At 66.7% G+C, this 17,129-nt stretch carries 15 protein-coding genes; 14 read left to right on the top strand and 1 reads right to left on the bottom strand.

What is annotated here, in order from left to right:
• Positions 1-59 precede the first annotated feature (59 nt).
• From argS to ACIIOY_RS21960, 14 genes are all read left to right on the top strand, one after another.
• On the top strand, positions 60-1,820 hold the full coding sequence (argS, locus tag ACIIOY_RS22025; protein WP_411036818.1) for an arginine--tRNA ligase: 1,761 nt from the start codon (positions 60-62) through the stop codon (positions 1,818-1,820).
• 63 nt (positions 1,821-1,883) lie between these two features.
• Positions 1,884-5,069: an SPOR domain-containing protein gene (locus tag ACIIOY_RS22020; protein ID WP_411036817.1), complete on the top strand. Its 3,186-nt coding sequence runs from the start codon at positions 1,884-1,886 to the stop codon at positions 5,067-5,069.
• Positions 5,070-5,199: 130 nt separating this feature from the next.
• On the top strand, positions 5,200-6,219 hold the full coding sequence (gene nagZ / locus ACIIOY_RS22015) for a beta-N-acetylhexosaminidase (RefSeq protein WP_411036816.1): 1,020 nt from the start codon (positions 5,200-5,202) through the stop codon (positions 6,217-6,219).
• Positions 6,220-6,335: 116 nt separating this feature from the next.
• On the top strand, positions 6,336-7,151 hold the full coding sequence (locus ACIIOY_RS22010; RefSeq protein ID WP_411036815.1) for a segregation and condensation protein A: 816 nt from the start codon (positions 6,336-6,338) through the stop codon (positions 7,149-7,151).
• A complete protein-coding gene (gene scpB / locus ACIIOY_RS22005; RefSeq protein ID WP_411036814.1) occupies positions 7,144-7,857 on the top strand; it encodes an SMC-Scp complex subunit ScpB in 714 nt (237 codons plus the stop codon). Before ACIIOY_RS22010 ends, scpB begins: the two co-directional genes overlap by 8 nt.
• A 63-nt stretch (positions 7,858-7,920) precedes the next feature.
• Positions 7,921-9,024: an ABC transporter ATP-binding protein gene (locus ACIIOY_RS22000; protein ID WP_411036813.1), complete on the top strand. Its 1,104-nt coding sequence runs from the start codon at positions 7,921-7,923 to the stop codon at positions 9,022-9,024.
• A 42-nt stretch (positions 9,025-9,066) separates the two neighbouring features.
• Positions 9,067-9,264, top strand: a complete 198-nt coding sequence (locus tag ACIIOY_RS21995) for a twin-arginine translocase TatA/TatE family subunit (RefSeq protein WP_023511864.1) — start codon at positions 9,067-9,069, stop codon at positions 9,262-9,264.
• A gap of 51 nt (positions 9,265-9,315) precedes the next feature.
• Positions 9,316-9,921, top strand: coding sequence for a Sec-independent protein translocase protein TatB (gene tatB, locus ACIIOY_RS21990; RefSeq protein WP_411036812.1), 606 nt, complete (start codon positions 9,316-9,318; stop codon positions 9,919-9,921).
• Positions 9,918-10,748 (top strand): twin-arginine translocase subunit TatC, encoded by an 831-nt coding sequence (tatC, locus tag ACIIOY_RS21985; protein ID WP_411036811.1) that lies wholly within the window; start codon positions 9,918-9,920, stop codon positions 10,746-10,748. The genes tatB and tatC overlap by 4 nt, the downstream gene beginning before the upstream one ends.
• A 75-nt stretch (positions 10,749-10,823) precedes the next feature.
• The gene (serS, locus tag ACIIOY_RS21980) at positions 10,824-12,107 is read left to right on the top strand and encodes a serine--tRNA ligase (protein WP_411036810.1); all 1,284 of its coding nucleotides are present in this window, start codon (positions 10,824-10,826) and stop codon (positions 12,105-12,107) included.
• 13 nt (positions 12,108-12,120) lie between these two features.
• Positions 12,121-12,891: a 5'/3'-nucleotidase SurE gene (surE, locus tag ACIIOY_RS21975; protein WP_411036809.1), complete on the top strand. Its 771-nt coding sequence runs from the start codon at positions 12,121-12,123 to the stop codon at positions 12,889-12,891.
• A complete protein-coding gene (locus tag ACIIOY_RS21970) occupies positions 12,888-13,544 on the top strand; it encodes a protein-L-isoaspartate(D-aspartate) O-methyltransferase (protein WP_411036808.1) in 657 nt (218 codons plus the stop codon). The genes surE and ACIIOY_RS21970 overlap by 4 nt, the downstream gene beginning before the upstream one ends.
• Positions 13,545-13,795: 251 nt before the next feature.
• Positions 13,796-14,422 (top strand): biotin biosynthesis protein BioC, encoded by a 627-nt coding sequence (locus ACIIOY_RS21965; protein WP_411036807.1) that lies wholly within the window; start codon positions 13,796-13,798, stop codon positions 14,420-14,422.
• Between the two features lie 153 nt (positions 14,423-14,575).
• Complete coding sequence (locus ACIIOY_RS21960; protein ID WP_411036806.1) at positions 14,576-16,144, top strand: peptidoglycan DD-metalloendopeptidase family protein; 1,569 nt, start codon at positions 14,576-14,578, stop codon at positions 16,142-16,144.
• 48 nt (positions 16,145-16,192) lie between these two features.
• Here ACIIOY_RS21960 and ACIIOY_RS21955 read toward each other — a convergent pair whose 3' ends face one another.
• Positions 16,193-17,077 carry an ATP-binding protein gene (locus ACIIOY_RS21955; RefSeq protein WP_411036805.1) on the bottom strand — a complete coding sequence of 295 codons (885 nt, stop codon included), beginning with the start codon at positions 17,075-17,077 and terminating at the stop codon, positions 16,193-16,195.
• Positions 17,078-17,129: the final 52 nt, after the last annotated feature.

Genomic DNA, 17,129 nt, shown 5'->3' with positions numbered 1-17,129 from the left:
GACCCGAACTTCTTCGCAGGAATGGGCCCGTGACGGGCTGCTGCGCGCGGATGGATGAGATGAACCTTTTTACAGACTTCGACAAAAGAATCAAAAACGTACTCGAAGGACTTGAGATAGTCCGTGAAAAGCGCGCCGAACTCGATTTCGCCCGCGTCAGCGTCGAGCCGCCGCGCGATGCGAGCCATGGCGACGTCGCGACCAACGCGGCGATGGTTCTTGCCAAGCCGCTCGGCCTCAACCCGCGGGCGCTCGCCGACCTCATCGTCGCCGAGCTGAGGAACGATCCGGAGGTCGCCGATGTCGGCGTCGCAGGCCCCGGCTTCATCAACGTGCGCCTCTCCGTCGCCTACTGGCAGAAGCTGCTCGCCGCCATCTTGGAGGCCGGCACGGATTACGGGCGCGGCTCGCTCGGCGCCGGCCGCAAGGTCAATGTGGAATATGTCTCCGCCAATCCGACCGGCCCGATGCATGTCGGCCATTGCCGCGGCGCCGTGGTGGGCGATGCCCTCGCCAACCTGCTCGCCTTCGCGGGCTACGAGGTGATCAAGGAATACTACATCAACGATGCCGGCTCGCAGATCGACGTGCTGGCGCGCTCGGCCTTCCTGCGCTACCGCGAGGCGCTCGGCGAGGCGATCGGCGAAATCCCGTCGGGCCTCTATCCGGGCGACTACTTGGTCCCCGTCGGCGAGGCGCTGGCGGAGGAATTCGGCACCACGCTGCGCGCCATGCCGGAGCACCAGTGGATGCCGGTCGTCAAGGAAAGGACGATCGGAGCGATGATGGCGATGATCCGCGAGGACCTTGCCGCGCTCAACGTCAAGCACGACGTGTTCTTCTCGGAACGCTCGCTGCATGCCGGCAACGGCGCGCCGATCCGCACCGCGATCAACGACCTCACCTTCAAGGGCCACGTCTACAAGGGCGTGCTGCCGCCGCCGAAGGGCCAGCTGCCGGAAGACTGGGAAGACCGGGAGCAGACGCTCTTCCGCTCGACGGAGGTCGGCGACGACATCGACCGCCCGCTGATCAAGTCGGACGGCTCCTATACCTATTTCGCGGCCGACGTCGCCTACTTCAAGGACAAGTTCGACCGCGGCTTCGACGAGATGATCTATGTGCTTGGCGCCGACCACGGCGGTTACGTCAAGCGGCTGGAGGCTGTCGCGCGCGCCATCTCCGGAGGCAAGGCGAAGCTGACGGTTCTCCTTTGCCAGCTGGTGAAGCTCTACCGCAACGGCGAGCCCGTGAAGATGTCGAAGCGCTCCGGCGACTTCGTCACGCTGCGCGATGTCGTCGACGAGGTCGGCCGGGATCCGGTGCGCTTCATGATGCTCTATCGCAAGAACAGCGAGCCGCTCGACTTCGACTTCGCCAAGGTGACGGAGCAGTCCAAGGACAATCCGGTCTTTTACGTGCAGTATGCCCATGCCCGCTGCATGTCGGTGTTCCGGCAGGCGGCCGAGGCCTTCCCGGACCTCGATGTCGCCGCGCTCGACCTTGCCGGCGCGGTTGCCGGCAACATCGCGGATCCGAGCGAGTTGCAGCTTCTGGCAAAGCTGGCAGAATATCCCCGTGTCGTCGAAGGTGCTGCACTGGCGCACGAGCCTCATCGCATCGCATTTTATCTCTATGATCTTGCCAGCGCATTCCACGGTCACTGGAATAAAGGTAAGGAACAGTCGGAATTACGGTTTGTTAACGATAAAAATAGAGAATTGAGTATCGCCAGACTTGGGCTGGTGCACGCTGTCGCATCTGTTCTTAAGTCGGGCCTGGCCATTACAGGCACGGCTGCGCCGGACGAAATGCGGTAACGTCACCATTTGCCCACAATAAGCTGGCAAACGCGTCTTTGTAGCTTGTGAGTGGGAAGCAGTATGGCAGACAAGAACTTCGCGCGAAGCGGAACCGCTGACACGGGCCTCTTGGCAGACGATGATCCGTTGAGCGAGCTTGCCCGTCTCGTCAACTTCGATCCGCGTCCGGTCCAGGAAGTCGGCAAGTCTTACCCCGATGCCGTGCAGGCGACGCCGCGGCATGAGAATCCTGTCCTTGCCCTTGAGGACGAGCTTCTTCGCGCTTTCGAGCAGTACGACGCTCCGAGCCCCGTCGCCGTCGATCCGGTCGATGCCGAAGAGCCGGCACCCCGCCACGTCGAGCCCGTTTTCGAGGAGCCCGCACCGGTCTTGGAAGACCGGGCGGCGATTATCGACGAGGTGCCGACGCGCGATACCGTGGCCGGCGAGCCGCACCACCGCGAGCCATCCTTCGAGGCTGTCGAGCCGTCCTTTGCCGAGGAGCCGTTCACGGACCGGCAGGCTGGCGAACCTGAGCCAGAGCTGGATGCCGATCCGGCCCTGCTTCTTGCCGACGAGCTGGAAACCGCCATTGCCGAGGTGCCTTCGGTCGAGGTCGAGCAGCCGGTCCATGCCGGCCATGCATTCGCCGACCGGCTGGAGCCGCGCTTCGAGGAGCCGGTGCGCCACGAGCCCGCCGCCGAGCCGCCTGTCGCCGAAACCTCCCATGACGCGGAGCCGCAACCGGCTTTCCTCGGCCTCCAGCCGCTCACGGCGGATGAGGGTTCCGTCGATGACATCGGTCTCGATCTGGAGCGCGAGCTGGAGCTTTCGATCGGCGACGGCCTCGTTGCCGATCCGGTGGATGTCCATCCGGGCGAGGAGGTCGCCGACGCCTCCTTCGTCGAGCCGCTGCCGGTAGCCGTAGAGACGGTCGAGGCCAATATCGAGCCGAACTTCGACGGCTGGATGCCTGCCGATGGCGGCGTCGAGCATGCCGAACCGTTCCGGGCGGAGCCCCTCTATGCCGGCGACGAGCCGCATTTCGTGGCGGAAATGCCGTTCGAGACGCGCGAGGACCGCGCCCTCGCCGCGGTGCAAGCCGAGATGCTGTGGCAGGCCGAGGCCGTCAAGCCCGTGCTCGAGGCGGAGCCCGCCTACCAGGTCGAGTCCGTCGAGAAGGGCCGGGACTACGATCACGACGCGCTGCTCGCCGAAGTGGAGCGTTTCCCCGTGCCGGAAAGCCGCTCGCCGCTTTATGCCGCGGCCGCCGCCGTGTCGCGCAGCACGCCCGCCAATATTTCGGCCATCTTCGGCCGCGCGACGCCTACCGTCCATCGCGAGCCCGTCATGGAGAAGGCCGCGTCGCCTTCCGTGGAGCCCGTGAAGGAAGAGGCCGCCGAGGCGGTGCAGGAGCCGGTAGTCGAGGCTCGCCATGAGGAGGCCGCAAGGCCGTCGCCGGCCGCCTCCGAGCCGGACCTCGATTTCGAGAACATGGAATTCGACCTGTCCGACATCGATCTCGATCTTTCCGATTTCTCGCTGGACGAGGAGCCGGTGGAAGAGGTGAAGGCGGAGGCCGCAAGGCCGGCCGAGGTCGAGACGCCCGTCCGGCGCGAGCCGGCGGTTGCCGTTCCGGTCTCCACCTATACCAAGCCGCAGGCGGTTGCCGCCGAGGCCAATGACGGCGCTCTGCCCTTCGATCCGGCGATGATCGCCGAAACCGACGAGGGCGTCTCGCCGGTCACCGAACTCGACGTGCCGCAGCTTCCTGCCGTCGAGAAGGAAAAGCCACCGGTCTACCAGCCCGATTACGATTTCGACATCGATGCGGAAATGGCGCAGCTCTTCAACGAGCCGGCCGCCAAGCAGCGCACCGAGGATCTGCAGGCGGGCGTGGCCGTCGGTGCGGTCGCCGCCGCGTCCGCGGCCCAGCCGGTGGCGCAGATCAACGATGTGGACGATTTCGAGCGCGCGCTGGAAGAGGATTTCCGCCGTTCGCTGAACCAGCCGGAGCGCATGGCCATCCCGGTCGATCCCGGCCAGGCGAGCGTGCTCTATTCCGGCGACGGCTACGATGAAGAGCCGGCGCGCCCGCGCCGGGGCATGCTGATCGCCGCCTCGATCGCCGGCCTCCTGCTGGTCGGGGGCGGTGGCGTCTACGCCTGGTCCACCTTCACCGGCGGCTCGGCGGCCTCGGGCGAGCCCCGCGTCATTCTCGCCGACAAGGAGCCGGTCAAGATCGTGCCCGAGGAGCGGGGCGGCAAGACCGTGCCGAACCAGGACAAGGCCGTCTACGACCGCGTCGCCGGCGACACCGCCAGCACGCCGCAGCAGGAACAGCTCGTCACCTCGACGGAGGAGCCGGTCGACGTCGTGCAGCGCACGCTGACGCCGGAAACCCTGCCGTTCGACGGTCCGGAGGACGGCGCCGGTACAGCGGATGCCGCGGATGACGAGAACCGCCTGCTGCCGGGCGTCGACGAGCCGGAAACGGCGGTTGCCGAGACCGGCAACAGGCCGCTCGTCTCGCCGCGCAAGGTCAAGACGATGATCGTCAAGCCGGACGGCACGCTCGTCGCCCGCGAGGAGACGGTGAGCGGGCCCGCGACGGAAACCGCCGGCCTCGACGCCAAGGCGACGGCGACGACGGGCCGCGCATCCGGCGAGGTCGCCGCGACCGCCAATGCGACGATCGACGGCGAGGCGTCGCTGCGCACCGAGCAGGCTGCGGCGGAAGGCCAGCCGCGTTCGGCGCTTGCCGAAGTGGCCGACGCCGAAGTCGACGACACCGCGCCGGTGCGCACCGTGAAGACGACGACGATCGGCGCCGCGGACACGGCAGCGGCCGGTGGCAACAATATGCCGGTCCCGGAAACCCGCCCGATCGACCAGCCGGTGACCGTGGTCGGTACCGTCACGGAAAACGGCAATGTCAGGGGCGGCGAAACGGCCGACGCCGGCCAGGCCGGCCAAGGCGGGCAGCAGACGGCCGAACAGACGCAGGTCGCCGCCGTCACGCCCGGCAGCTACGTCATCCAGATCGCCTCCCTGCCTTCCGAGGCGGAGGCACAGAAGAGCTACAACTCGCTCTCCGCAAAGTTCGCCAGCGTCATCGGCGGCCGCGGCGTCGACATCAAGAAGGCGGAAATCCCGAACAAGGGCACCTACTTCCGCGTCCGCATCCCGGCCGGCTCGCGTGAAGAGGCGAACGCGCTGTGCAACCGCTACAAGAGCGCGGGCGGCAGCTGCCTCGTCACCCGCTGAGACGAGCATCACGCTTTGAGGAGGCGCGGACGCGGGTCCGCGCCTCTTCGATTCCCGAAGGCCGCGCGCCACGGAATTGCTGGCAGCCGCTCCCTTCGCCTTTCCCCTCCGAACCTCTAAGATTGCGGACATGAGCGAATCGAAATCCTTCATTTCGGGCTGCAAGGGCCTGAGCCTCACCGAAGACGAAAAGGCCTTCTTCCGCAACGAGCGGCCCTGGGGCTTCATCCTCTTCGGCCGCAATATCGCAGAGCCCGCCCAGGTCGCGGACCTGACGGCCGAGTTGCGCGGCTGCGTCGGCGGCAGCGCCGACGTTCCGGTGCTCATCGACCAGGAGGGCGGCCGCGTCCAGCGCATAAAGCCGCCGCATGTCCGGCAATATCCGAACGCCGCCGCGCTCGGCGCCATCTACCGCGCCGACGAGGAGAAGGGGCTGCGCGCCGCCTGGCTGATGTCGCGGCTGCACGCCTTCGACCTGCTGCGCCTCGGCGTCAACGTCGATTGCCTTCCGGTGCTCGACGTCGCCGTGCCGGGCGTGCACGACGTCATCGGCAATCGCGCCTACGGGCAGGAGCCGGAGATCGTCTCCGTGATGGGCAAGGCGGCCGCCGAAGGCCTCAAGGCCGGCGGGCTGCTGCCGGTCATGAAGCACATGCCGGGCCACGGCCGCACCATGGTCGACTCGCACCACGACCTGCCGGTCGTTCATGCGAGCCGGCAGGAGCTGGAAGCCTGCGATTTCGAGCCTTTCCGGCGCATGAGGGACGAACTGATGGCGATGTCCGCCCATATCGTCTTCACGGCCATCGATGCCGACAATCCGGCGACGACATCGGCAAAAGTGGTGCGCGAGATCATCCGCGGCCATATCGGTTTCGACGGCCTCCTGATGTCCGACGACGTGTCCATGAATGCCCTCAGGGGCGATATTGCCGCAAGAACCAGGGGAATCATGGCGGCCGGGCTCGACATGGTGTTGCATTGCCATGGCATCATGGAGGAAATGGTTGCGGTGACCGAGAACGTTCCCGCGCTTGCCGGCGAGAGCCTGCGGCGGGCGAACGCGGTGCGCGCGGCTTTTCCGGCGCCGGACGGGGCGGACGAACAGGCGCTGCGCGAGGAATTCGACGCCATGATCGCGGTGGCCTGACCGCCGCTGCACAGGAGCAATCGCGGCAAGGCGTGCAAGGCAAAGAGACCTGGAGGAGCGATGTGCAGGTAACGGAGCCCAAGCCACAGAAGAAGGGTCGCGGCGCGGATGCGCCGATGGAAGACCTGTGGCAGGACGGCGCCGGGGAGCGGGGGCTGCACGAGGAAAGCCTCGTCGTCGACCTTGCCGGCTTCGAAGGGCCGCTCGACCTTCTGCTCCACCTCGCGCGCACCCAGAAGGTGGACCTCACCCGCATCTCCGTGCTGGCGCTCGCCGAGCAGTACCTCGCCTTCATCGACCGGGCGCGGAAGATCCGCATCGAGCTTGCCGCCGACTATCTCGTCATGGCGGCATGGCTCGCCTATCTCAAGTCCCGCCTGCTGATTCCCAAGCAGGCCAAGGACGACGGCCCTTCGGGCGAGGAGATGGCGGCGAGCCTTGCCTTCCGCCTGAAGCGCCTGGAGGCGATGCGCGATGCGGCGACCAAGCTCGTCAACCGCAACCGGCTTGGCCGCGACGTCTTCGCCCGCGGCATGCCGGAGCATATCCCGACCGAGCGGCGCTCCGCCTTCGAGGCTTCGCTCTACGATCTCCTGAGCGCATACGCCTCGCTGCGCCAGCGCCACGCGATCACGCAGGTGACGATCGAGAAGCGCAATGTCTGGTCGCTCGCCGACGCGCGCGAGATCCTGCAACTGCTCATCGGCGACGTCGGCGACGATTGGACGGCCCTCGACCATTTCATGCTGCGCTACCTCAGCGACCCGACGGAACGCACGACGGCGATCGCCAGCGCCTTTGCGGCGACGCTGGAACTCGTCCGGGAAGGGCGTCTGGAGCTTCGGCAGGACGGCGTCTTCCAGCCGATCTACCTTCGCCGCGGCCCGAAGGCCGACGAAGGCGACGAGGAGGGGAGCGCCGGGCTTGGCTGAGAACGAGGACGATGCACCGCGCGAGGCGGACGGCGGCACGATCGTCGACCCGCGCCGGCTGCACGAGGCGGCGCGGATCGCCGAGGCGCTGGTCTTCGCCTCGGCCGGCCCCGTGTCGCAGGCCTATATCGCCGAGCGCCTGCCGCACGGCGTGGACGTGCTGCATGTCATGCGCGAGCTGAAAGGCCTTTATGCCGGACGCGGCGTCAACCTGGTGCAGGTCGATGACGCCTGGGCCTTCCGCACCGCGCCGGACCTGTCCTTCGTCATTCGCACCGACGAGACCGAGGTGCGCAAATTGTCGCGCGCCGCGCTCGAAGTGCTGTCGATCATCGCCTACCACCAGCCGGTCACCCGCGCCGAGATCGAGGATATCCGCGGGGTGCAGACCTCCAAGGGCACGCTGGATGTCCTGATGGAGGCCGGCTGGGTGCGTTTCCGCGGCCGCCGTCGTTCGCCCGGCCGTCCGGTAACCTTCGGCACCACAAGGGATTTCCTCGATCACTTCGGCCTCGAGGAACTGCGCGACCTGCCGGGGCTCGACGAACTGAAGGGCGCCGGCCTGCTCTCCGGCCGAATCCCCTCCAATTTCCAGGTGCCGCTGCCGCTCGGCGAGGAGGAATTGGCCGAGGACGAGGACCCGATCACCCCGCTCGACCTCGAGGAGCTCGGACTCTTGACACCGGGCGGAAAAGAAGACGAATAGACGAAGCTTATGACAGGACCGTACCGCCGGTACGGAGCCGGCGGCAGGGAAAGACTTCGGGACATGGCTTCGGACCCGTCAGGCTCCAATGGCATCGAGACGAGACGGGCATCGGCGGTAACCTTCGCGGCACGCCTCGTCTTCGAGGATATACACCACAGCTACCATAACAAGGAGACGATCCGCGGCATCTCGCTGACGGCGGAACCGGGCGAGGTTCTGTGCCTGCTCGGCCCTTCCGGGTCCGGCAAGACGACGCTTCTGCGCATCGCCGCCGGCATCGAGGCGCAGACCGCCGGGCGCGTGCTGCTCAACGACCGTGAAATCGCGGGCCCGAGCGTCTTCCTGCCGCCGGAACGGCGCGGCGTCGGCCTGATGTTCCAGGATTTTGCGCTTTTCCCGCATATGTCCGTGCTCGACAACGTGCGCTTCGGCCTGACGGCCCTGCCGCGCGCCGAGGCCGAAACGGAGGCGCAGGCGGCGCTCGAGCGCGTCGGCCTGTCGCATTACGCCCGGAAGTTTCCGCACATGCTTTCGGGCGGCGAGCAGCAGCGCGTCGCGCTCGCCCGCGCGCTGGCGCCGCGGCCCGCGGTCCTCCTGATGGACGAGCCGTTCTCCGGCCTCGACTCGCGCCTCAAGGATTCCATCCGCGCCGATACGCTGGCGATCCTGCGGCAGTCTCGCGCCAGCGCCATCGTCGTCACGCACGATGCCGAGGAGGCGATGCGCATGGGCGACCGCATCGCGCTCCTTAAGGACGGCCGCCTCGTGCAGGTCGGCACGGCGCAGGAGCTCTACCTGAAGCCGCGGACCATCTTCGCCGCGGCCTTCTTTTCCGAGATCAACGAGTTTTCCGGCCATGTGCGCGGCGGCGTCGTGGAAACGCCGCTCGGCAACGTGGATGGCAGGCGCTTCACCGATGGCCAGAAGGTGCGCGTTGCCGTGCGCCTGTCGGGGCTGCGGGTGAGCGAGACGGGCGGCGAGACGCCCGCGCGCATATTGTCGCGGCGCTTCCTCGGCGTGGTCGAGCTTTTGGAGCTTGCGGTCCCCGGCACGGACCGGCCGATAAGGGCGCGGGTGCGGGCCGACCAATTGGCGGCCGGATTGCGCGACGTCACGCTTTCGGCTAACCAGCGCGACATACTGGTATTTGAAAAAGACGGCTGAACGTCTTAAATCGGGATATGGGTTTCAAAGGGAGTCAAGCGAATGGGTTCTTTCAGCATCTGGCATTGGCTGATCGTTCTGGTGGTGGTGCTGCTGCTGTTTGGCCGCGGCAAGATTCCGGAACTGATGGGCGATGTCGCCAAGGGCATCAAGAATTTCAAGAAGGGCATGTCCGACGAGGAAGCCGCCGCCGCCGACAAGGCGAAGACCGTCGACCACAAGGCTGACGAGGTCAAGTGACCGGCATCCCGGCCGCGGGCGGTGGTTCGCGGCCCATGAGGACGATACCCTATGCTTGATGTCGGCTGGACCGAAATACTCGTCATCGCCATCGTGTTGATCATCGTGGTCGGTCCCAAGGACCTGCCGCAGATGCTGCGCACGTTCGGCCGCATGATGGCCAAGATGCGCAGCATGGCGGGCGATTTCCGCCAGCAGTTCGACGAGGCGCTGCGCGAGGCCGATCTGGAAGACGTCAAGAAGACGATCGGCGAAGCCCAGAAGCTCAACCCGCTGAACACGGTCCGCGAGGCGGTCAATCCGCTGCGGCAGATGGGCGACGAGATCAAGGCCGACCTGCAGAAGACGACCAGCTCCGTATCGACCCCGACGCCCGCCGCCGATCCGGCCGGGAGCCTTGCGGGCGCGCCGGTCGCCGTGCCGTCCGACGCCGGCAAGCCCGCCGCTGCCGAACCCATCGCCGCCGCCCCGCTCAAGACGGGCGCGACCGGGAAGACGGCGGCGAAGAAGGCCGCCGGCGGCGCCGCGAAGACGGTGAAGCCGCGCAAGGCGCCGGCGAAGGCCGAGGCCGGGACCAAGGCCGCCGCCAAGCCGGCCGCCGGCCGGAAGGCCTCCGCCAGGTCCAGGACCGCGAAGACCAGGAAGGACGAGGCATGAGCGGCGACATCGAAGACAAGCCCCAGCCGCTCATCGAGCACCTGATCGAGCTGCGCCAGCGCCTGCTCTGGGCCGTCGGCGCGTTCTTCGTCGCCTTCCTCGTCTGCTTCTATTTCGCCAAGGAGCTGTTCAACCTGCTCGTCCTGCCCTTCAAGTGGGCGGTGAGCTGGGCGGGGCTTTCCCACCGCAATGTCGAGCTCATCTACACGGCGCCGCAGGAATTCTTCTTCACGCAGATCAAGGTCGCCATGTTCGGCGCGCTGGTCATCGCCTTTCCGGTGATCGCCCAGCAGGTCTACAAGTTCGTCGCCCCCGGCCTCTACAAGAACGAGCGCGCCGCCTTCCTGCCGTTCCTCATCGCGTCGCCGATCCTGTTCCTGATCGGCGCGGCGCTCGTCTATTTCTTCTTCACGCCCATGGTCATGTGGTTCTTCCTCGCCATGGAGCAGGGCGGCGGCGAGGGACAGGTCTCGATCCAGCTCCTGCCGAAGGTGTCGGAATATCTCGGCCTGATCATGTCGCTGATCTTCGCCTTCGGCCTCGTCTTCCAGCTTCCGGTCGTCTCCTCGCTCCTGGTGCGCGCCGGCTTCATCGATTCCCAGGCCCTCGTCGACAAGCGCAAATATGCGATCGTCATCGCTTTCGTGGTGGCCGCGGTGCTGACGCCGCCCGATCCGGTCTCCCAGATCGGCCTTGCGCTGCCCGCCATCCTTCTCTACGAGATTTCCATCTATACGGCCCGATTCATCGAACGGCAGCGGGCGAGCGCCTCGAACGCGCAGGATGCGGAAAACGAGGTCGTTGCAACGCCGGGTGAGGCCGACTGAGGCCTCATCGGCGGCGTTGCCGCAGGGCGCTGCCGGGCGCGATCGGGTCCAACCCTTAAGACGCCTGGAACGACGATGCTTGATATCAAATGGATCCGCGACAACGCCGAAGCCCTCGACGCGGCCCTCGCCAAGCGCGGCGCAAGCCCGCTGGCGCGGACGCTGATCGAACTCGACGAGAAGCGCCGCAGCGCGGTCCAGAAGGCGCAGGACATGCAGTCGCGCCGCAACGCCGCCTCCAAGGAGATCGGCGCGGCGATGGCGGGCAAGAACACCGAGCTTGCCGAGAAGCTGAAGGCGGAAGTCTCGGCCATCAAGGACCAGCTTCCCGCCGCCGAGGAGGAAGAGCGCCAGCTCACCGCCGAGCTTGCCGACGCGCTGTCGCGCATCCCGAACATTCCGCTCGACGACGTGCCGGTCGGCAGCGACGAGGCCGGCAACGTCGAAAAGCGCGTGTGGGGCCAGAAGCCCGGCTGGAACCACAAGGCGCTGGAGCACTACGAGATCGGCGAGGCGCTCGGCTGGATGGATTTCGAGGCCGCCGCCAAGATCGCCGGCGCGCGCTTCACCGTGCTCAAGGGCCAGCTCGCGCGCCTCGAACGCGCCCTCGGCCAGTTCATGATCGACGTGCACACGCAGGAGCACGGCTACACCGAAGTCCATGCGCCGCTGCTCGTTCGCGACGAGGCCATGTACGGCACCGGCCAGCTGCCGAAATTCGCCGAGGACCTGTTCCGCACCACGGACGGCCGCTGGCTCATCCCGACGGCGGAGGTCTCGCTGACCAACCTCGTGCGCGAGGAAATCCTCGACCAGGAGAAGCTGCCGCTGCGCTTCACGGCGCTGACGCCCTGCTTCCGCTCGGAGGCGGGCTCGGCCGGGCGCGACACGCGCGGCATGCTGCGCCAGCACCAGTTCATGAAGTGCGAACTGGTCTCGATCACCGACGCGGAAAGCGCGATCGAGGAGCACGAGCGCATGACGGCCTGCGCGGAGGAGATCCTCAGGCGCCTCGGCCTGCATTACCGCGTCATGACGCTGTGCACCGGCGACATGGGCTTCGGCGCCCGCAAGACCTACGACCTCGAGGTCTGGCTGCCGGGGCAGGACACGTTCCGCGAAATCTCGTCCTGCTCGGTCTGCGGCGATTTCCAGGCACGCCGCATGAACGCGCGCTACCGCGGCAAGGACGACAAGGCGACGAAGTTCGTGCACACGCTGAACGGCTCGGGCACGGCCGTCGGCCGCGCGCTGATCGCCGTCATGGAAAACTACCTCAACGCCGACGGCTCCATCACCGTGCCGGAGGTCCTGCTGCCCTACATGGGCGGCCTCAAGAAGATCGAGAAGGCCGCCTGAGGGCGGGGACGAGATGCGCATCCTCCTGACCAACGACGACGGCATCCACGCCGAGGGCCTTGCAGCCCTCGAGCGCATCGCCCGGGAACTGACGGACGATGTCTGGGTCGTCGCGCCGGAGACGGACCAGAGCGGCCTTGCGCATTCGCTGACGCTGTCCGAGCCGCTGCGCCTGCGCAAGGTCGACGACAAGCGTTTCGCCCTGCGCGGCACGCCGACCGACTGCGTGATCATGGGCGTGCGCGAGGTGCTCGACGAGAAGCCGGACCTCGTGCTTTCCGGCGTCAATGCCGGCGCCAACATGGCCGACGACGTGACCTATTCCGGCACGATCGCCGGGGCCATCGAAGGCACGCTCCAGGGTATCAAGTCCATCGCGCTCAGCCAGGCCTACAACCACGCCGGCGGCCGCGTCGTGCCGTGGGAGGTGGCGGAAAGCTTCGCGCCGAAACTCATCCGCCAGCTCGTGGACGTCGAGCTGCCGGACTGGACCTTCTTCAACATCAACTTCCCGAACTGCGCGCCCAAGGAACTCCAGGGCGTCGAGGTGACGAGCCAGGGCAAGCTCGATTTCGGCCTGACGATCGACGAGCGCACGGACGGCAGGGGCTTTCCTTACTATTGGCTGCGCTTCGGCGAGCGGAAGGGCGATTTCCGTTCCGGTACCGACATTCACGCGGTGAAGAACCACAAGATTTCGGTAACGCCGCTGAAGCTCGACCTCACGGACTATACCGTGCTGGACCGCGTGCAGCGCGTACTCAGCGGAGAGGACGAGGATTGAACACGGGGCGGGTGATCGAGAAGGAGGGGTTTGCCGCGCTGGCCTTGCGCCTGCGTGGCGAGGGCATCAACAACCTCGACCTCCTGACGGCCGTGGAGCAGACGCCGCGTACGCTCTTCGTGCCGCCGCAGTTCGCCGGTGAGGCCTATTCCAGCCGCCTGCTGCCGCTCGACTGCGGTTCCTTCGTCGAGGGCATCGACCTTGCCGTGCGGCTTCTCCACCTCCTGAACCTCAAGGCCGGCCAGCGCGTGCTTGAAGTCGGCACCGGCAGCGGCTTCACCGCCGCCGTCATGGGGCGGCTCACGGAGCGCGTGCTGACGATCGACCGCTACCGGACGCTCGCAAGCAACGCGCAGCAGTCGATCGAGAAGGCGGGCATCCGCAATGTCGTCGTGCGCCAGGCCGATGGCAGCAACGGCATGCCGGGCGAGGGCACGTTCGACCGCATCCTCGTCACCGCCGCGTTTCCGGCCCTGCCGCGCTTCTTCGCCGAACAGCTCGTTTCCGGCGGCATGCTGATCGCGCCCGTCATGGTCGGCGAAACCGAGTGCCGCATGCTCAAGCTGGTGAAGACCGGCAGCCGCTTCGACCGCGAGGACCTTTTCCCGGTGCCTTACCTGCCGATCGTCCCGCAGATGGCGCAGGCCCTTTAACCCTATCCATCGGCCGTTCTTTGAGGCTCGGCAGGCACTTGCCCGCTGAGTCTCTTGTTATTTGTGCCGAAAAGTGCGGCGCAGCCGCCCGCGCGCGCCGCGTGATTCTTCCCGCAAAGACAGGGTGTTAACCATTTGTTAACCGGCGCAAGCCTCGCGCAAGCTTGGCGGCGTAGGCCGGGAACGAAGCAGAAGGTTCCACGCAGAACGCCGCTTTCCCGGAGGATGCGGCCGTTCCGACGGAGAAGGAAATGTACGTCTCGAACAGGATCGCAAGCGGCTCGACCAGCGACAACCTCGCCTATCTCGCGACGAGGGCTGCGGGCAATGCCGCCGAGGAGAAGGCCGAGGCCGGCTCGGGCGCGCATCTTGCGGGCGGCAGCTACGACCCCTCGGCCCATGTCGGCCTGTCGGTCGATGCGCTTCTGGTTCTGAGCGTCGCCAGGGAGGAGACGGGTTACAGTCAGCCCGCGCTTACCGAGGCCGAACGCGACAATCTCGATACGCGGGAGCTCGAAAGGCGCGAATACGCCGCCTACGGCCACTTCCTCGAAGAGGGTGACCGCAAGGCCTATTATCGCGCCTATATCGAATATTTCGACAGCATGCCGCCGCAGGACCAGCGCAGCGCGCGTTATGCCGGCACGCGCGAGGCGGCCGTCGCGGCCCTTCGTGCCATCGCCTACAACGAAAGCGCCCTCGACATGTCCGCGCCCGACGCCGCCCTCGAGAATCCGGCCGCGGCCGGCGAGCGCAGCGCCCGCCGCGCAACGCCCATCTCGGCGATCTTCCAGCCGAGCCAGGGCGACCTGGAGAACGTCGCCCGCGTCAGCGGCCGCATCTCGCGCGCCGACAGCATGTATGCCGCGGGGTTCTGAGGCATCCCGATCCGGCGTGCCGCCATGGTGCGGAACGCGCCATGGTTATCAATTCACCAAAAAACTGTTGCCGATAGCGGGGCTTTAACCGGGCGGTAACTCTAACGCGCTTTAATCGGCCTACATCAAGTAGCGTACCGATTGGGTAGTCTCATGCGTAAGAGTGTTTCGCCGAGTTTTGGTAGGACCGCGACCCGCCTTATGGCGGCGGCCCTGCTGGCAAGTGTCGCGACTGGGTGCAGCTCGGACGCATCCCGTTTTGGCGGCCTCTTCTCAAGTTCCGGTCAGGACAACATCACGACGAGCTCGGTCCCGCGCCGCACGCTCTTCGGCGGCAATCTCGTTCCGCGCGGCGACATCGGAAATGGCCAGCAGTTCGCTTCCGCCAACCAGATGGGAACGCGTGACGAGGCGCTCAACCAGCCGCTCCCGGATCAGGGCACCGTTTCCTACGATCCGATCAATACCTCGACGACGAACGGTTCGGGCACGCGGTTCGCCACGACCCCGATGACCGTCCAGCGCGGCGAACTTGCCGATCCCACGGCAGGCGCAGGCCAGTCCGCCGAGCGGCAGGCCTCGCTCGGCCAGGACCTGCCGCAGCGCAAGGCGAAGGCCATCGTCGAGGGCGCGGACGATCTCACGACCGCCACCGTCAAGAGCAAGCCGGGCTGGTCGACGAAGAATGCGCCGGTCGTCATGCTGCGCCAGGGCGAAAGCGTGAAGACGCTCGCCAACCGCTACGGCGTGCCGGAAAGGGAAATCCTTGCCGCCAACGGCCTGAAGCGCGCATCGGACGCCGAGCCGGGCCAGAGGATCGTCATCCCGACCTTCAGCACCACCTCCAGCGCCGCGAAGGCGTCGACCGACAGCACGCTCAAGGTCGACAACAAGCTGCCGACGCCGGAGCGCAAGGGCGAGCAGAACGTCGCCATCCTGCCCGGCACCTCCACGCGCGACAAGCTGAAGCCGGAAGGCGGGCAGACGAATTCCGGCGTCGCCGATGCCGGCGAAGGCAAGGGCCGCTACGAAGTGCAGCCGGGCGACTCGCTTGCCAAGATCGCGCGCAGCAACGGCGTTTCCGTCGATGCCCTCAAGAAGGCGAACGGCCTGGAGACCGCCTCGATCCGCATCGGCCAGAAGCTGGTCATTCCGGCCGGCGGCGGTGCCGCGGCGGAAACGGCGACCGACAAGACCCTGACCGCCTCGGTTCCGGTCAACAAGGAAAAGAAGATCGAGACGAGCGAGAAGAAGCCGGAAAGCTACAAGGCGCCGGTGAAGACCGTTTCGGTGACGGAAGCGACGGAAAAGTCGGACGTGACCGACGAGGCGCCCGAATCGACCGGCATCGGCAAGTATCGCTGGCCGGTGCGCGGTGCGGTCATCGCCGGCTACGGCGCGAATGTCGACGGCAACCGCAACGACGGCATCGACATCTCGGTTCCCGAAGGCACGCCCATCAAGGCCGCCGAGAACGGCGTCGTCATCTATGCCGGTAGCAGCCTGAAGGAGCTCGGCAACGCGGTTCTCGTTCGCCATGACGACGGCACCGTCACGGTCTACGGCCATGCCGGCAATCTCAATGTCCAGCGCGGCCAGAAAATCCAGCGCGGCCAGACTGTCGCCACCTCCGGCATGAGCGGCAACGCCACCCGGCCGAAGGTCCACTTCGAGGTGCGCAAGAACGCCACCCCGGTCAATCCGATGACCTATCTGGAATAGGGCGCTCAAGCTATTTCGGACAGGAAGGCCCGGCTCGCCGGGCCTTCCTCATTTGTCGAGCGGCTTGCCGAGGCGGCCGGCGAGGTCCTGCACATATTGCCAGGCGACGCGGCCCGAGCGGGAGCCGCGGGTGGTGGCCCATTCGAGGGCCTCGGCATGGAGCTGCTCCTGCGGCAGGTCGAGGCCGAAATGGCCGGCATAGCCGTCGATCATCTCGAGGTACTCCGCCTGGCTGCAGCGGTAGAAGCCGAGCCAGAGGCCGAAGCGGTCGGAGAGCGAAACCTTCTCCTCCACGGCTTCGGAGGGGTTGATGGCCGTCGACTGCTCGTTCTCGATCATGTTGCGCGGCAGGAGGTGCCGGCGGTTGGAGGTGGCGTAGAGCAGCACGTTGTCCGGCCGGCCCTCCACGCCCCCGTCGAGCGCCGCCTTCAGCGACTTGTAGGATGTGTCGTCGTGGTCGAACGAAAGGTCGTCGCAGAAGAGGATGACGGGGAAGGGCACGTCCTTCAGCAGCTCCAGGAGCGTCGGCAGCGTCGCGATGTCCTCGCGGTGCACCTCGACGAGCTTCAATCCGCTTCCCGTTTCCCTGGCGGCGAGCGCGTGCACGGATTTGACCAGCGACGACTTGCCCATGCCGCGCGCGCCCCAGAGCAGCACGTTGTTCGCCGGCAGGCCGCGGGAAAAGCGCACCGTGTTGTCGACGAGGATGTCGCGCACATGGTTGACGCCGCGGATGAGGCCGATGTCGATGCGGTTCGGGCGCTTCACGGGCTGGACGTGGAGGCGTGCCGGCGCCCAGACGAAGACGTCGGCCGCGTTCCAGTCGTTGACGGCGGGGGCGGGGCCGGCGAGGCGTTCGAGCGCGGCGTTGATGCGGCCGATTTCGGCCAGCAGAAGCTTGACGTGATCTTCCTGCAATGTCTCTCTCCTCATGCGTTCCTGCCGGGTAGCATGCGGCGGCAGGTCGCGAAAAGGGGGAAAGCGC

Origin of the sequence: Shinella agrisoli (assembly GCF_046557955.1) — a bacterium.
Lineage (GTDB): Bacteria > Pseudomonadota > Alphaproteobacteria > Rhizobiales > Rhizobiaceae > Shinella.
The sequence above is the reverse complement of the archived record's forward strand: the minus strand, read 5'-3'. Positions and strand labels throughout refer to the sequence as shown.

Excerpts from the sequence above, each read along its gene's own strand:
- ACIIOY_RS22010 (WP_411036815.1), top strand. The coding sequence starts at position 6,336 with ATGGAAGACCTGTGGCAGGACGGCGCCGGGGAGCGGGGGCTGCACGAG.
- nagZ (WP_411036816.1), top strand. The coding sequence starts at position 5,200 with ATGAGCGAATCGAAATCCTTCATTTCGGGCTGCAAGGGCCTGAGCCTC.
- ACIIOY_RS22020 (WP_411036817.1), top strand. The coding sequence starts at position 1,884 with ATGGCAGACAAGAACTTCGCGCGAAGCGGAACCGCTGACACGGGCCTC.
- ACIIOY_RS21965 (WP_411036807.1), top strand. The coding sequence starts at position 13,796 with ATGTACGTCTCGAACAGGATCGCAAGCGGCTCGACCAGCGACAACCTC.
- argS (WP_411036818.1), top strand. The coding sequence starts at position 60 with ATGAACCTTTTTACAGACTTCGACAAAAGAATCAAAAACGTACTCGAA.
- ACIIOY_RS22000 (WP_411036813.1), top strand. The coding sequence starts at position 7,921 with ATGGCTTCGGACCCGTCAGGCTCCAATGGCATCGAGACGAGACGGGCA.
- surE (WP_411036809.1), top strand. The coding sequence starts at position 12,121 with ATGCGCATCCTCCTGACCAACGACGACGGCATCCACGCCGAGGGCCTT.
- ACIIOY_RS21995 (WP_023511864.1), top strand. The coding sequence starts at position 9,067 with ATGGGTTCTTTCAGCATCTGGCATTGGCTGATCGTTCTGGTGGTGGTG.
- tatC (WP_411036811.1), top strand. The coding sequence starts at position 9,918 with ATGAGCGGCGACATCGAAGACAAGCCCCAGCCGCTCATCGAGCACCTG.
- ACIIOY_RS21960 (WP_411036806.1), top strand. The coding sequence starts at position 14,576 with ATGCGTAAGAGTGTTTCGCCGAGTTTTGGTAGGACCGCGACCCGCCTT.
- ACIIOY_RS21955 (WP_411036805.1), bottom strand. The coding sequence starts at position 17,077 with ATGAGGAGAGAGACATTGCAGGAAGATCACGTCAAGCTTCTGCTGGCC.
- tatB (WP_411036812.1), top strand. The coding sequence starts at position 9,316 with ATGCTTGATGTCGGCTGGACCGAAATACTCGTCATCGCCATCGTGTTG.
- serS (WP_411036810.1), top strand. The coding sequence starts at position 10,824 with ATGCTTGATATCAAATGGATCCGCGACAACGCCGAAGCCCTCGACGCG.